Annotated in this window: 11 protein-coding genes and 1 pseudogene; 2 read left to right on the top strand and 10 right to left on the bottom strand. The window is 64.0% G+C overall.

Features of this window, described 5'->3' with window-relative positions; genetic code table 11:
* Positions 1–91: 91 nt before the first annotated feature.
* Positions 92–1,114 carry a hypothetical protein gene (locus M1B34_RS13115; RefSeq protein WP_268265345.1) on the bottom strand — a complete coding sequence of 341 codons (1,023 nt, stop codon included), beginning with the start codon at positions 1,112–1,114 and terminating at the stop codon, positions 92–94.
* 210 nt (positions 1,115–1,324) lie between these two features.
* Between M1B34_RS13115 and M1B34_RS13110 the strand changes: the two genes are divergently transcribed.
* Positions 1,325–1,642, top strand: coding sequence for a DUF2388 domain-containing protein (locus M1B34_RS13110; RefSeq protein ID WP_123327728.1), 318 nt, complete (start codon positions 1,325–1,327; stop codon positions 1,640–1,642).
* 74 nt (positions 1,643–1,716) lie between these two features.
* On the opposite strand, the pseudogene gcvP reads toward M1B34_RS13110, so the two are convergent.
* Positions 1,717–4,589 (bottom strand): annotated as a pseudogene (gcvP, locus tag M1B34_RS13105) (aminomethyl-transferring glycine dehydrogenase).
* Between the two features lie 186 nt (positions 4,590–4,775).
* On the opposite strand from gcvP, the gene M1B34_RS13100 reads away from it, so the two are divergent.
* Entirely contained in the window at positions 4,776–5,915 is a 1,140-nt protein-coding gene (locus M1B34_RS13100) for a DegT/DnrJ/EryC1/StrS family aminotransferase (protein WP_268265344.1), read from the top strand.
* 58 nt (positions 5,916–5,973) lie between these two features.
* Here the strand turns inward: M1B34_RS13100 and gcvH are convergent, their stop codons facing one another.
* From gcvH to pepP, 8 genes are all read right to left on the bottom strand, one after another.
* Positions 5,974–6,357 (bottom strand): glycine cleavage system protein GcvH, encoded by a 384-nt coding sequence (gcvH, locus tag M1B34_RS13095; RefSeq protein WP_123327731.1) that lies wholly within the window; start codon positions 6,355–6,357, stop codon positions 5,974–5,976.
* A 53-nt stretch (positions 6,358–6,410) separates the two neighbouring features.
* The gene (gcvT, locus tag M1B34_RS13090; RefSeq protein ID WP_123327732.1) at positions 6,411–7,493 is read right to left on the bottom strand and encodes a glycine cleavage system aminomethyltransferase GcvT; all 1,083 of its coding nucleotides are present in this window, start codon (positions 7,491–7,493) and stop codon (positions 6,411–6,413) included.
* Positions 7,494–7,648: 155 nt separating this feature from the next.
* Complete coding sequence (locus M1B34_RS13085; RefSeq protein WP_123328118.1) at positions 7,649–9,265, bottom strand: ABC transporter permease; 1,617 nt, start codon at positions 9,263–9,265, stop codon at positions 7,649–7,651.
* A 98-nt stretch (positions 9,266–9,363) separates the two neighbouring features.
* Positions 9,364–10,365 carry an extracellular solute-binding protein gene (locus M1B34_RS13080; protein ID WP_268262680.1) on the bottom strand — a complete coding sequence of 334 codons (1,002 nt, stop codon included), beginning with the start codon at positions 10,363–10,365 and terminating at the stop codon, positions 9,364–9,366.
* Positions 10,366–10,516: 151 nt separating this feature from the next.
* On the bottom strand, positions 10,517–11,734 hold the full coding sequence (locus tag M1B34_RS13075) for a 2-octaprenyl-3-methyl-6-methoxy-1,4-benzoquinol hydroxylase (RefSeq protein ID WP_268265346.1): 1,218 nt from the start codon (positions 11,732–11,734) through the stop codon (positions 10,517–10,519).
* Between the two features lie 9 nt (positions 11,735–11,743).
* A complete protein-coding gene (locus M1B34_RS13070) occupies positions 11,744–12,229 on the bottom strand; it encodes a DUF4442 domain-containing protein (protein WP_268265343.1) in 486 nt (161 codons plus the stop codon).
* Complete coding sequence (gene ubiH, locus M1B34_RS13065; protein WP_268265342.1) at positions 12,222–13,409, bottom strand: 2-octaprenyl-6-methoxyphenyl hydroxylase; 1,188 nt, start codon at positions 13,407–13,409, stop codon at positions 12,222–12,224. Before ubiH ends, M1B34_RS13070 begins: the two co-directional genes overlap by 8 nt.
* Entirely contained in the window at positions 13,406–14,740 is a 1,335-nt protein-coding gene (gene pepP, locus M1B34_RS13060; protein ID WP_123327737.1) for a Xaa-Pro aminopeptidase, read from the bottom strand. The genes ubiH and pepP overlap by 4 nt, the downstream gene beginning before the upstream one ends.
* Position 14,741 lies beyond the last annotated feature (1 nt).

Below are 14,741 nucleotides of genomic sequence, written 5' to 3'. Positions count from 1 at the left end.
AAAGAGGATGCGCAGTTTAGGGACCTCCATGCGCATTCCGAGTGTGCTTTAAGGCCACATGATCGAAGCACAGGTGGTTTTCGTGCAGGGCCTAGCTTCCGAACGACTCCCAGTCGATCACCCCGACCTTGTCATTGGGCTGGATATCCAGCACCGCGCCGTCGTCACGCCGCTGCAGAATGGAGCGCCCCACGGACAGCTTCTTGCGGGTCTGGTGGTTGACCGCGGTGGACTCCTGGGTCGGGCTGAACAATAGACGGTCCGGCGCATCCTGGCGCACGCGCATGCCTGCCGGGTAATGCCATTCCCCAAGCTGCACCGGCTTGGCCAGGACTCCCGACCATTGGCGCAACTGCTGGTTCTCATCCAGATCCAGGGTCAGCGACAGGAACTGCATGCCCTGGTACGCCACGGGACGCGGTACCTCACCGTCAGTGCGCACGATAAAGCCTGAGGACTCGTGGAACACCTGGCTACCCGCGGGCCAGGTGACATCGGCCAACCGAGCCTCCGGGCTCAGATGGCATTCATCGAAACGCCAGCGGCTGGGAAAGGTCCGGTCTTCAACGCTGCGGTCAAAGCTGACCCAGCCGCCGCCCTTGCAGGGCCAGCCCGCCACTGGCTGGTCGTCCACCAGCAACAGTTTTGAAAAGTAATAATGCAGCGGCATCTCTATTTCGCTGACCTGCACGCCCAGCACCGTCTGCGGCGCCGTGAACGTCGCATGTTCAACGCTTTGCAGGCCCGACAGCTGCGACTCCCCCTTCCAGTCCACCGGGTCCAGGGTATCGAGCTTGACCAGAGTCCCCGCCGGGAAATGCAGTTCGTCCAGTTGCAGATCGGCTTGCAGCCGCGGGTTCAGCGCCTGGGTGCGCTCTTGCTGGGCGATGGAGAGCGCCACCATGCCCCAGACAAACTTGAGCCCCAGGCCGACGAAAAACAGCATCACCAGTGTCAGGGGTACGTGCAGCCACAGACGCTTGCGCAGCCGCTGGCGTTTTTCCGGGTGACGCAGCGCCATGACCAGGGATACCAATCCCGCCACGCTGACACCGAAAAGGATCAGCAACAGATACAGGTACATGAGCGCGATGGGGCTGGGGCCGAAAATCAAGGGGGAACATCCGTGCTCTGGCAGAAGCCGCGCATCGTGCCAAATTTTACCCGGCGGGCATACCGCGGATGACACGTAGCGCCGTTGAAACGCGCACTCGCCTGCATAGCATCCACCGCAGGTCGAAAACCTTATGCACGGGCCACGGAACTCATTCGGGTCGTCTGTAATCAAATTATTCCAGATACCCCCCAGTCGGAGTCACTCACCATGCGTCTAAAAATAGCTGTCGCAACACTTGCCTTGCTTTCCCTCCCTGTCGGTTCGGCAATGGCCGACAGCTTCTGGCGTAACGTCATTTCCTCCGGTGCCACCACCGGTTCCACCTACCTGACCTTCAAGGACCACAAACTGATCGTTGCTGCCCAGGACGATGCCGGTAGTTTTGTCGCCAGTGAAGGCAGCATCCGCGGTCCGTACCTGGAAGCCGCCATGCAGAAAGTGCGTGCCGAGAACCCGGGCCTGCAGGCCACGGACATGGAACTGGCCAACGCGATCCTGGCGAAGAACGCCGTCGCCCAGGAATGATCTGCGCAAGCTAAAAAAAGCCGCTTCCTCTTATGAGGCAAGCGGCTTTTTTTTGCCCGACGAAGCCACAGCGCTCAGCGGTAGGCGTCCACCGGTACGCAGGCGCAAAACAGGTTGCGGTCGCCATAGACGTTGTCCACCCGGTTGACCGTAGGCCAATATTTGTGGGCCTTGGTATGGGCGCTGGGCAATACCGCGCGCTCAATGCTGTAGGGCCGTTCCCAAACGCCAGTGATGTCCGCCAGCGTATGAGGCGCGCCCTTGAGCGGGTTGTTGTCAGGCGGCCAATGACCGTCCTGGACCTGGGCAATCTCCGCGCGGATGCTCAACATGGCTTCGACAAACCGGTCCAGCTCGGCCTTGGACTCGCTTTCGGTCGGCTCGACCATCAGCGTGCCCGGCACCGGGAACGACATGGTCGGGGCATGGAAACCGTAATCCATCAGGCGCTTGGCCACGTCCTCTTCGCTGATGCCAGTCAGGGCCTTGAGCGGGCGCAGATCAAGAATGCATTCATGGGCCACCCGGCCGTTACGCCCGCTGTAGAGCACCGGGAATGCACCGCCGAGTTGCTGGGCCAGGTAGTTGGCCGCGAGGATCGCCACCTCGCTGGCATCCGCCAATTGCGGGCCCATCATGGCGATGTACATCCAACTGATGGGCAAGATACTGGCACTGCCCCAGGGCGCGGCGCTGACGGCAGGGTTCTGCGGCAGGGGCCCGTCGATCGGCACCACCGGGTGGTTGGCGACAAAGGGCGCCAGGTGCGCGCGCACGCCGATGGGCCCCATGCCCGGCCCGCCCCCGCCATGGGGAATGCAAAAAGTCTTGTGCAGGTTCATGTGGGACACATCGGCACCAATGTCCGCCGGACGGGCCAGGCCCACCTGGGCATTGAGGTTGGCGCCGTCCATGTACACCTGGCCGCCGTGGCGGTGGATCACCTCACAGATCTCGCTGATGCCTTCCTCGTAGACACCATGGGTCGAGGGGTACGTCGCCATCAGGCAGGACAACTGCTCGCCGGCGGCCAGGGCCTTGGCCTTGAGGTCTTCAAGATCGACATTGCCGGCCTCGTCGCAATCGACGATCACCACGTGCATGCCGGCCATTTGCGCCGATGCCGGGTTGGTGCCGTGGGCCGACGCCGGGATCAGGCAGATATGCCGCCCGCCCTGCACCCGGCTTTCATGGTATTTGCGAATCGCCAGCAGCCCCGCGTACTCACCCTGGGCACCGGAGTTGGGCTGCATGCACACCGCATCGAAACCGGTGATCGCACATAACCAGCGCTCCAGCTCATCGATCAGCAACGTATAGCCCCGCGCCTGCTCGCGAGGCACGAACGGATGCAGGTTGGCGAAGGCCGGCCAGGTGATGGGGATCATCTCGCTGCTGGCATTGAGCTTCATGGTGCAGGAGCCCAGGGGGATCATCGATTGGTTGAGGGCCAGGTCCTTGTTTTCCAGCTGCTTGAGGTAGCGCAGCATCTCGGTTTCGCTGTGGTGAGCGCTGAACACCGGATGGGTCAGGTAGCGGCTGGTGCGCAACAGTTCATCGGGGATGCCCGACTCCAGCGCCTCGGCATCCAGTTGCGCGACGTCCAGGCCATGGTCGGCACCGAGAAATACATCAAACAACCGGGCCACGGTGGTTTCATCGCAGGTTTCATCCAGGCTCAAGCCCAAATGGCCACGCCCGAGAATCCGCAGATTGATGTGCAACGCCTTGGCGCTCTCGATGATCGCTGTCTGGCTGCCGCCGACTTCCAGGGTCAGGGTGTCGAAGAAGCTCCGGTTCAGGCGCTTGATGCCGTGCCGCTCAAGGCCGCTGGCGAGGATACAGGTCAGCCGATGCACCCGTTGGGCGATGCGCTTGAGCCCCACAGGGCCGTGATAGACGGCATAGAAGCTGGCGATATTGGCCAGCAGCACCTGGGCCGTGCAGATGTTGGAGTTGGCCTTCTCCCGGCGAATATGTTGCTCGCGGGTTTGCAGCGCCATGCGCAGGGCAACGTTGCCCGGGCGTCCCGGGAGACGCCGATGATGCGCCCGGGCATCGCCCGCTTGAACTCGTCGCGGCAGGCAAAATACGCCGCGTGGGGCCCGCCGTAGCCCATGGGCACGCCAAAGCGCTGGGACGAACCGAAGACCACATCGGCGCCCATTTCACCGGGAGGCGTCAGCAGCAACAGGCTCAGCAAGTCGGCAGCGACACACGCCAGGGCCTGCTGCGCGTGCAACTGGTCGATCAGCGGCCGCAGGTCAAGAATCTCGCCATGAGTGTCCGGGTACTGCAACAGGGCGCCGAATACCTGATGCGCAGCCAGGTTCTGCGGCGTATCCACCACCAGTTCGATGCCGAAGCCTTCGGCCCGGGTCTGCACCACGGACAGGGTCTGGGGATGGCAGTTTTCATCGACGAAGAACAGGTTGCTCTTGGACTTGGCCACGCGCTTGGCCAGGGCCATGGCTTCCGCCGCTGCCGTGGCCTCGTCCAGTAACGAGGCGTTGGCCAGGTCGAGCCCGGTGAGGTCGATGGTCAGTTGCTGAAAGTTGAGCAAGGCCTCCAGCCGGCCCTGGGCAATCTCCGGCTGATAAGGCGTGTACGCGGTGTACCAACCTGGGTTTTCCAGGACGTTGCGCAGGATTACCGTCGGCGTCAGGGTGCCGTGGTAACCCATGCCGATCAGGCTGGTCCACAGCTCATTCTGCTCGGCATACCCCCGCAGCCTGGCCAGCGCCGCCGCTTCATCCAGGGCGGGTGGCAACTCCAGCGGGCGATTCAGGCGGATGCCCGGCGGCACCGTCTGCTCGATCAATTCGACCCGGCTACCCAGCCCCAGGCTGTCGAGCATGGCTTGCTGCTCGGCCGCATCGGGCCCCAGGTGACGTCGCAGAAAAGCATGGGGGTCGCGCAACTGGCTCAGAGGCAACAACTGGGACATGACGGGCTCTCTCTTGGCTGGCACTCAGCCTCGATGCAACACGGTCAACGCAGCATAGCAGCCGATCCCGGCAGCGACGGTCTGGCGCGGCGACGGCAGACGGACCATGATGCTGGCCTTTGCTGGCGCCGCCACGGTGCGCCGTTATCCACGCCTTCATCGTCCGCTTATCGGGTGCCCATCGTCATGAGCCAACTGCCTTTCCTGCCGTTCTCCAAACCCACCATCGATGAAGCCACCATCGCCGCCGTTGGCGAGGTGCTGCGTTCCGGCTGGATCACCAGCGGCCCCAAGGTCCAGGCGTTTGAGGCACAACTCTCGGAGTACTTCGGCGGGCGCCCGGTGCGCACCTTCAACTCCGGCACCTGCACCATGGAGATTGCCCTGCGTATTGCCGGCATCGGCCCGGGTGATGAGGTCATTACCACGCCGATCTCCTGGGTGGCGACCGCCAACGTGATTCTCGAAGTCGGCGCCACCCCGGTGTTTACCGATATCGATCCGGTCACCCGTAATATCGACCTGGCCCAGGTCGAAGCCGCCATCACCCCCCGCACCAAAGCCATCATCCCGGTGTACCTCGCGGGCTTGCCGGTGGACATGTCGCGCCTGTACGCCCTGGCCCAGCGCCACGGCCTGCGGGTGGTGGAAGATGCCGCCCAGGCCTTGGGGTCAAGCTGGAACGGCCAGCGCATCGGCGCCACGGGCGACTTTGTGTCGTTCAGCTTCCAGGCCAACAAGAACGTCACCTGCGCCGAAGGCGGCTGCCTGGTGCTGAACAACGCCGAAGAAGTGCGCCTGGCGGAGAAATACCGCCTGCAAGGCGTGACCCGCAACGGCTTCGACGGCCTGGATGTGGACGTGCTGGGCGGCAAGTTCAATATGACCGATGTGGCCGCCGCCATCGGCCTCGGCCAGTTCGCCCATATCCATGCCCTCACCGCCCACCGACGGGCCCTGGCCCGGCATTACTTCGAATGTTTCGGCAACGACTTCGAGGCGCGCTACGGCGCCCAATTGCCACCCGCGGACTTCACCCAGAGCAACTGGCACTTGTTCCAACTGGTGCTGCCGGAACGCAGTGACGGCAAGCCGGCGCGGGCCACTTTCATGGAGCAGATGCAGGAACGGGGGATTGGCATCGGCTATCACTACCCGCCGATTCACTTGCTCAGCCTGTACCGCGAACGCGGCTTCAAGGAGGGAATGTTTAGCGTGGCGGAACGGGTCGGTCGCTTGATCGTCTCGTTGCCGATGTTCAGCAGCATGAGCCTGAGCGACGTGGAGCGCTCGGTAGCTGCTGTGAAAGAGGTGTTGGCACGTTGATCGGCCAACGCAAGCAAGCGTGCACCTGCAACAGGGCCGCTTGCTCGTGGGGAGCGGCTTACTCGCCGATAGCGGCCTTGTAGCCGGCAGCGTCCAGCAGCTTGTCCAGGTCAGCCGGGTTGCTCGGCTTGAGCTTGAAGATCCAGGCGCCGTACGGGTCGCTGTTGAGCAATTCAGGGCTGGCGCTGAGGTCTTCGTTGACTGCAATCACCTCGCCAGCCACCGGCGCATAGATGTCGGAAGCCGCCTTCACGGACTCCACCACACCGGCCTGGTCGCCAGCACCGAACTGGTTGCCGACTTCGGTCAGCTCGACGAACACCACGTCACCCAGGGCTTCCTGGGCGTGGTCGCTGATACCCACGGTCACGCTGCCATCGGCTTCCAGACGGGCCCATTCATGGCTTTCGGCAAAACGCAGGTCGGCAGGGATATCGCTCATGTTCTGTGTCCTCAAGAAGAAATGTCAGCGGCTCGACGCACGCCGGAAATAAGTTAGATCAAGGTTTTGCCGTGGCGCACAAAGGTCGGTTTAACCACCCGGACCGGGTACCACTTGCCACGGATCTCCACCTCGGCACGGTCAGCGGTGGCCATCGGTACCCGCGCCAGGGCGATCGATTTGCTCAACGTAGGAGAGAAACTACCACTGGTGATCTCACCTTCGCCAACATCGGCGATGCGCACCACCTGATGAGCGCGCAAAACCCCGCGTTCCTCCAGCACCAACCCCACCAATTTCTGCTTCACGCCGGACGCCCGCTCGGCTTCCAGGGCAGTGCGGCCGATGAATTTGCGCGAGCTGGGTTCCCAGGCAATGCTCCAGGCCATATTGGCCGCCAGGGGCGATACCGTCTGATGAATGTCCTGGCCGTAGAGGTTCATGCCGGCTTCAAGGCGCAGGGTGTCACGGGCACCCAGGCCGATCGGCGAGATACCGGCACCCACCAGATCGTTGAAAAAAGCCGGGGCCTGGTCCGCCGGCAGGGCGATCTCCAGGCCGTCTTCACCGGTGTAGCCGGTGCGCGCAATAAACCAGTCACCGTCGAAATGGGCTTCAAAAGGCTTGAGCTGCTGAATCAGGGCGCCACGGGACTGGCTCACCAGTTCGGCGATCTTGTGCCGCGCCTGGGGCCCTTGAATGGCCAACATGGCCAGCTCCGGACGTTCCTGCAACTGGACTTGATAGTCCCCGCGCTGGGCCTGCATCCAAGCCAGGTCCTGGTCCCGGGTGGCGGCGTTGACCACCAGGCGATAACCGGCCTCGGTGCGGTACACAATCATGTCGTCGACGATGCCGCCCTGCTCGTTGAGCATGGCGCTGTACAACGCCTTGCCGGTGCTTTGCAGGCGCTCGACGTCATTGGCCAGCAAGTGCTGGAGCCAGGCGGTGGCCTGGGCGCCGCTGATGTCGATCACGGTCATGTGGGATACATCGAAAACCCCACAGTCACGGCGCACCTCATGGTGTTCCTCGACCTGGGAGCCGTAATGCAAGGGCATATCCCAACCGCCAAAATCGACCATCTTCGCGCCAAGGGCGAGGTGCAGGTCATACAGAGGCGTACGCTGTCCCATGGGTTTCTCCTTCCGGGCGTGGCGAAGGTGCGGACAACGCTGAAACGGGTAAAAACCTCGCGTCCACGGGCTTTCAACCGGCTTCAGCGACCCGGCTGATACAGCGGACCGCACCGAATGCCGCGCATTGTAGCCGCAAGGTCGTGGGCTGGCACCTAACCGATTCGTGCGGCGGAGCGGCGAATCAGGCCAATCACCGGTAGCAGGCCCACCAGCACCAGGGTCAGGGCCGGCAGAGATGCACGCGCCCACTCGCCCTCGCTGGTCATCTCGAAGATCCGCACCGCCAGCGTGTCCCAGCCGAACGGGCGCATCAGCAGAGTGGCGGGCATTTCCTTGAGCACGTCGACGAACACCAGCAGCGCTGCGCTCAAGGTCCCCGGCAGCAATAACGGTAGATACACTTTGAAAAACAGTCGTGGCCCGCTGACCCCCAAACTGCGGGCAGCTTCCGGCAAGGACGGACGGATCCGCGCCAGGCTGCTTTCCAGTGGCCCATAGGCCACCGCGATAAAGCGCACCAGGTACGCCAGTATCAAGGCCGAGAGGCTGCCCAGCAGCAACGGCTTGCCCGCCCCGCCGAGCCAACCCGACAACGGGATCACCAGCTCCCGATCCAGGTAGCTGAAGGCCAACATGATCGACACGGCCAGCACCGAGCCCGGCAACGCATAGCCCAGGTTGGCCAGGCTGACGCCGGTGCTGATCGTGCGGTTCGGCGCCAGGCGTCGGGCGAAGGCCAGCAGCAGCGCCACGGACACGGTGATCAGCGCCGCCATGCCACCCAGGTACAAGGTGTGGACAATCAACCCGGCATAACGCTCGTCCAGGTCGAAGCGCCCCCGCTGCCAGAACCACACCACCAGTTGCAGCATGGGAATCACAAAGGCGCAGGCGAACACCAGCAGGCACCAGGCGCTGGCTGCCAAGGCCTTGGCCCCGTGCAGGTGATACAGCGCCTTGCCCCGGGGCCGCTCGTTACCCGCGCGGCTGGCCCCTCGGGCCCGACGCTCGCCATAGAGCACCAGCATCACCGCCAACAGCAACAGGCTGGCCAGTTGCGCCGCGCTGGAGAGGCTGAAGAAGCCGTACCAGGTTTTGTAGATGGCGGTGGTGAAGGTGTCGAAATTGAACACCGCCACCGCGCCGAAATCCGCCAGGGTCTCCATCAGCGCCAGGGCCACGCCCGCGCCAATGGCCGGTCGCGCCATGGGCAGGGCCACGCGCCAGAATGCCTGCCAGGGCGACTGCCCGAGCACCCGTGCAGCTTCCATCAGGCCCTTGCCCTGGGCCAGGAACGCGGTACGCGCCAACAGGTAGACGTAGGGGTAGAACACCAGCACCAGCACCAGGATCACGCCGCCGGTGGAGCGCACCCGCGGCAGGCGCAGGCCCGTGCCGAACCACTCGCGCAACAGGCTTTGCACCGGGCCGGCAAAGTCCAGCAGGCCGACAAAGACAAAGGCCAGCACGTAGGCGGGAATGGCGAACGGCAGCATCAAGGCCCAGTCCAGCCAGCGGCGCCCGGGGAATTCGCAGAGGCTGGTGAGCCAGGCCAGGCTGACCCCCAGCAGGGTCACGCCGACGCCCACTCCAAGTACCAGGGTCAGGGTGTTGCCCAGCAGGCGCGGCATCTGGGTTTCCCACAAGTGGGACCAGATTTGCGGGTCGATATTTTGCCAGGACAGCACCAGCACGCTCAGCGGCAGCAGCACCAGGGCGGCGACGGCAAAAACCGGCAGGTACCAACGGCGTTGGGCGGGATGGGCCAAGGGCAAGCTCTCTCGTGCAGGGCGTTATGAGCCTGCGATGTGTGAGGGGGCCAATAAAAAAACGCCCCGCAGAAGCGGGGCGCAGTATAACGGCAGGCTTAGTTCCAGCCAGCACGGTCCATCAAGCGAATGGCTTCGGCCTGGCGCTTGCCGGCGATTTCCACGGGCAGGGTGTCGGCGACGAATTTGCCCCAACTGGCCACTTCAGCCGACGGTTTCACCGCCGGGTTGGCCGGGAACTCCTGGTTGACGTCGGCAAAGATCTTCTGCGCTTCCGGGGTGGTCATCCACTCCACCAGGGCCTTGGCGGCTTCCGGGTGTGGCGCGTGCTTGGTCAGGCCGATGCCCGACAGGTTGACATGCACGCCACGGTCACCCTGGTTCGGCCAGAACAGCTTCACCGCCAGGTCCGGCTTCTGCTTGTGCAGGCGGCCGTAGTAGTAGGTGTTGACGATGCCCACATCGCATTGCCCGGCGTTGATCGCCTCCAGCACCGCGATGTCGTCGGAGAACACGTCGGTGGACAGGTTGTTGACCCAGCCCTTGAGGATTTCCTCGGTCTTCGCCGCACCGTGGGTTTCAATCAGGGTGGCGGTCAGCGACTGGTTGTAGACCTTCTTCGCCGTACGCAGGCACAGGCGACCTTCCCACTGCTTGCCGGCCAGGGCTTCGTAGGTGGTCAGGTCAGCCGGTTTGACCCGGTCGGTTGAGTAGGCCAGGGTCCGCGCCCGCAGGCTGAGGCCGGTCCAGGCGTGGGAAGATGCGCGGTATTGCAGGGGAATGTTGGCGTCGATGACCTTGGAGGTGAAGGGCTGCAGAATGCCCATCTGCTCGGCTTGCCAGAGGTTGCCGGCATCCACGGTGAGCAGCAGGTCGGCCGTGGCGTTCTCGCCCTCGGCCTTGATCCGCTGCATCAACGGGGCTTCCTTGTCGGTGATGAACTTGACCTTGACCCCGGTCTTCTCGGTGTAGGCATCGAACACCGGCTTGATCAGCTCGTCGATCCGCGAGGAATAGACCACCACCTCATCCGCCGCCTGGGCGGTGCCGCCAATGAGGGTGAGTGCCAGGGCAGTCAGTAGACGCTTAGGTACCAACATGGGAGCAGTCTCTCGAATTCAAAATGAGGCGAAATGATAAGGACTCACATTTAGCATCTCAACCGAACCCGGCGCCGAGGAGTTACCAGATGTTGCATAGGCCTGGCAGGCGCGGCCGGCGTCACCGCCAAGCCGGCTCAGGCCAGGGGTTTCAGGCTTTGGCCAGGGCTGGCAGATCACCGCTGAGGCCCAGCGCCTGACGCACAAACAGCGCCTTGGCTTCAGGCATCTGCTCGACCACCTTGAGCCCGGTATTGCGCAACCAGCGCAAGGGCAGCGGGTCGGCCTGGAACAAGCGCTCGAAGCCCTCCATCGCCGCCATCAGCGCCAGGTTGTGGGGCATGCGCCGCCGCTCGTAGCGACTCAGCACCTTGGCATCGGCCAGCCGCTCGCCACGGCCGGCCGCCTGCAGCAGCACCTCGGCCAGCACCGCCGCGTCCAGAAAGCCCAGGTTGACCCCCTGCCCCGCCAACGGGTGAATGGTGTGGGCCGCATCGCCAATCAAGGCCAGCCCCTCGGCGACGTAGCGCTTGGCATGACGCTGGCGCAACGGCACGCACAACCGCGGGTCCGCACTCAGCACTGAGCCCAGGCGGCCTTCAAAGGCTCGCTCCAGCTCGCTGCAAAACGTGTCATCGTCCAGGGTCATCAGGCGCTCGGCCTCGGTCGGGGTGGTCGACCAGACAATGGAGCACCAATCCTCTTGCCCATCGCGCTCAAGGGGCAGGAACGCCAAGGGGCCGTTGTCGGTAAAGCGCTGCCAGGCCGTGCGTTGATGGGGCTGGCTGCTGCGCACGCTGGTGACGATCGCGTGGTGCAGGTAATCCCACTCGCGGGTGGCACAACCGGTCAGGCGGCGCACCGCCGAATTGGCGCCGTCTGCGGCAATCACCAGAGGCGCGCGCAAGGTGCGGCCATCGGCCAGGGTCAGCAGCCAGTCATCGCCGGAGCGACGCATCTGCTCCAGACGGGCATTGGCCAGCATGCCCAGGTCGCACTCGTGCAGGCGCTCCAGCAACGCATCCTGCACCACCCGGTTCTCGACGATATGCCCGAGCACCTCGGCATGCACGCTGGCCGCGGAGAAGTGAATCTGCCCGGTGCCGCTGCCGTCCCAGACCTGCATATCCGCATAAGGGTTGGCGCGGCGCCGAAGCACGCCGTCCCACGCCCCCAGGCGTTGCAGGATCCGCTGGCTGGCGGCCGACAAGGCACTGACCCGTGGCTCGAACGCGGCCTCGGGTTCGAAGGGCTTGACCGTCAGCGAGCTGCCGTCCAGCAGCAGCACGTCCAGGCCGCTGTCCTGCAGCGCCAGCGCCAGGGCGCTACCGACCATTCCGGCCCCGACAATCAGCAGATCTGCGCGCATGTCCATGCTTTAAGCCTGTCTCGCTTGCGGCTTGAGCCGCACGTAAAGGGTTTTATCGACCCGCGCCACCAAGGTGCCGGCGCCGTCGTGGATCTCCACCTGCAACTGCGGCAGGTACTTGTCGCCATGGGCGGTTTGTTGGCGAATCTCGTCGAGCAACGGCTCGTCGATACTGAACCGGACGAACACCGGCCCCTTGCCTGGGCTGATGAAATCAATGGCGGCGGCCTTGTCCCAGACGATGTACTCGCGGCCCAGGTTTTCCATCAGCATCAGCATGAAAAACGGATCGACCATGGAATACAGGCTGCCGCCGAACTGAGTACCGACGTAGTTGCGGTTGTACCACCCCAGCCCCATGGCCACCCGCACTTCGCGAAAGTCCGCACTGATGTGCCGTACTCGCACGCCAGCACCAAAATACGGCGGGTAAAGGGTCATGATCCAACGCAGCAAACGTGCCTTGCCCAGGCGCCGGGTCAGCCACTCACGCATCGGGACGCGTCCCCAAGCCCATGGCCTGCCGGGCAAACCAGCGCTTGGCCGGAGGCAACAAGTCCAGCCCCAGCAAGCCCAGGTTGCGCCCCAGGGACACCAGTGGCTGTTGGCTGCCGAACAAGCGGGTGACCTGGTCAGAGAAGCCGACGGTCAGGTCCTGATCCAGGCGCTGACGCTCACGATAAGCCTGCAAGGTGGCGAAATCCCCCGGCACGCGGTCGCTGGCCAGCAGCGCATCGGCCAAGGCCTGGGCATCACGCAGGGACAGGTTGAAACCCTGGCCGGCAATCGGGTGCAGGCTGTGGGCGGCATTGCCCAGCACCACCAGGTGGGAGCGCACCTGCTCCTCGGCCTCAACCAGGGTCAACGGGTACAGGTGCCGCGCGCCCACTTGCTTCAGGGTGCCCAGGCGATAGCCGAACACGCCCTGCAGTTCGCTGAGAAAAGCGCGCTCATCCAGCGCCGCCAGGCGTTGCGCGTCCATCCCCTGGCGGGTCCAGACCAGCGCACAGCGGTTGTCCGCCAGGGGCAGCAGGGCCATCGGCCCATCGTCGGTAAAACGCTCGAAAGCCATGCCGTTGTGGGCTTCGCTGGGGGTGATATTGGCGATCAGCGCACTCTGGTTATAGGGGCGTTTCTTGACCCCGATCCCCAGTTGCTCACGCAGCCCGGAGCGGCCGCCATCGGCCAGCACCGCCAGGTCGCACTCCAGGGTGGTTTCATCATTCAGCGTCAGGCGATAGCCGGCTTCCAGGGGTTCAAGACGGGTGACTTCAGCCGGGCAGCGCCAACTGATCACGTCCTTGTCCAGCCCCTGCCAGAGGCACTGGCCGAGCCAGGCGTTTTCCACCACATAGCCCAGGGCCGGAACCCCTTCTTCCATGGCCGACAGCCGTGCTGTGGAAAACCGCCCCCGGTCCGACACATGGATTTGCTTGATCGGTTCGGCGCGGCGGGAGATCTCCTGCCACAGGCCCAGGCGCTGATAAATCTGCCGCGCGCCAAAGGACAGCGCCGAGGAACGGGCGTCGTAGCTGGGTTGATAGCTGTCCCCCGGAGCGAAGGGTTCGATCAGCACGATCTTCCAGCCCCGGGCCTTGGCCCCGGCTTGCAACGCCAGGGCCAGGCTGGCGCCGACCAGGCCACCGCCGATGATCGCCAGATTGACCCGGCTCACAGCGCCGGCACCTGGGCCGCGGCCATCAAGGCCTCGATCTCGGCCACGGTTTTCGGCACGCCACTGGTGAGAATTTCACACCCCTGCTTGGTCACTACCACGTCGTCCTCGATGCGCACGCCAATGCCGCGCCACTTCTTAGCCACATTCAGATTGTCCGGGGCAATGTAGATACCCGGCTCCACCGTCAGCGCCATGCCGACCTCCAGCACTCGCCATTGGTCGCCGACTTTGTACTCGCCCACGTCATGCACATCCATGCCCAGCCAGTGACCGGCGCGGTGCATATAGAAGGCCTTGTAGGCTTCGCTGGCGATCAGCTCGTCGACATCACCTTCCAGCAGCCCCAACCTCACCAGGCCGGCGGTGATCACTTGCACCGTGGCCTCGTGGGCCTGGTTCCAGTGCTTGTTCGGCGCGATCTCGGCAAAGGCCGCTTCCTGGGAAGCCAGGACCACTTCATAGATCGCCTTCTGCTCCGGCGAAAACGTGCCGTTGACCGGCCAGGTGCGGGTAATGTCGCTGGCGTAGCAGTCAATCTCGCAGCCGGCGTCGATCAGCACCAGGTCGCCGTCCTTGAGCACGGCGTCATTCTCCTGGTAGTGCAGGATGCAGCCATTGCGCCCGGCCGCGACGATGGAACCGTAGGCCGGCATCTTCGCGCCGCCCTTGCGGAACTCGTAATCCAGCTCGGCCTCCAGGCTGAACTCGTACAGGCCAGGACGACTGGCCTGCATGGCACGGATGTGGGCCTGGGCGGAAATCCTCGCGGCCTCGCGCATCACCTTCACTTCGGCTGCCGATTTATACAGACGCATGTCGTGCAGCAGATGATCCAGGGCAACGAACTCGTTCGGCGGCTGGGCGCCCAGGTGCGCCTTGGAACGGATCACATTGATCCAGTCCATCAGGTGGCGATCGAATTCAGGGTTGCTGCCCATGGCCGAGTAGACCCGGTCACGGCCTTCAATCAGGCCCGGCAGGATGTCGTCGATGTCGGTGATGGGGAAAGCGTCGTCGGCGCCATAGTCACGAATCGCACCCTCTTGCCCGGCGCGCAGGCCGTCCCAGAGTTCGCGTTCGGCGTTGCGCTCACGGCAGAACAGCACGTATTCGCCGTGCTCGCGACCGGGCATCAGGACGATCACCGCCTGGGGCTCGGGGAACCCGCTGAGGTACTGGAAATCGCTGTCCTGGCGGTACACGTGTTCGACATCGCGGTTGCGAATGGCCACGGCAGCGGCCGGCAGGATCGCGATGCTGTTGGGTTCCATCTGCGCCATGAGCGCCTTGCGGCGGCGGGAGTATTCCGATTTCGGGATATGGATCATG

The sequence above is a fragment of the Pseudomonas morbosilactucae genome, from assembly GCF_023241715.1.
Classification (GTDB): Bacteria; Pseudomonadota; Gammaproteobacteria; order Pseudomonadales; family Pseudomonadaceae; genus Aquipseudomonas; species Aquipseudomonas morbosilactucae.
This window is presented reverse-complemented; position numbering and strand designations above follow the sequence as displayed.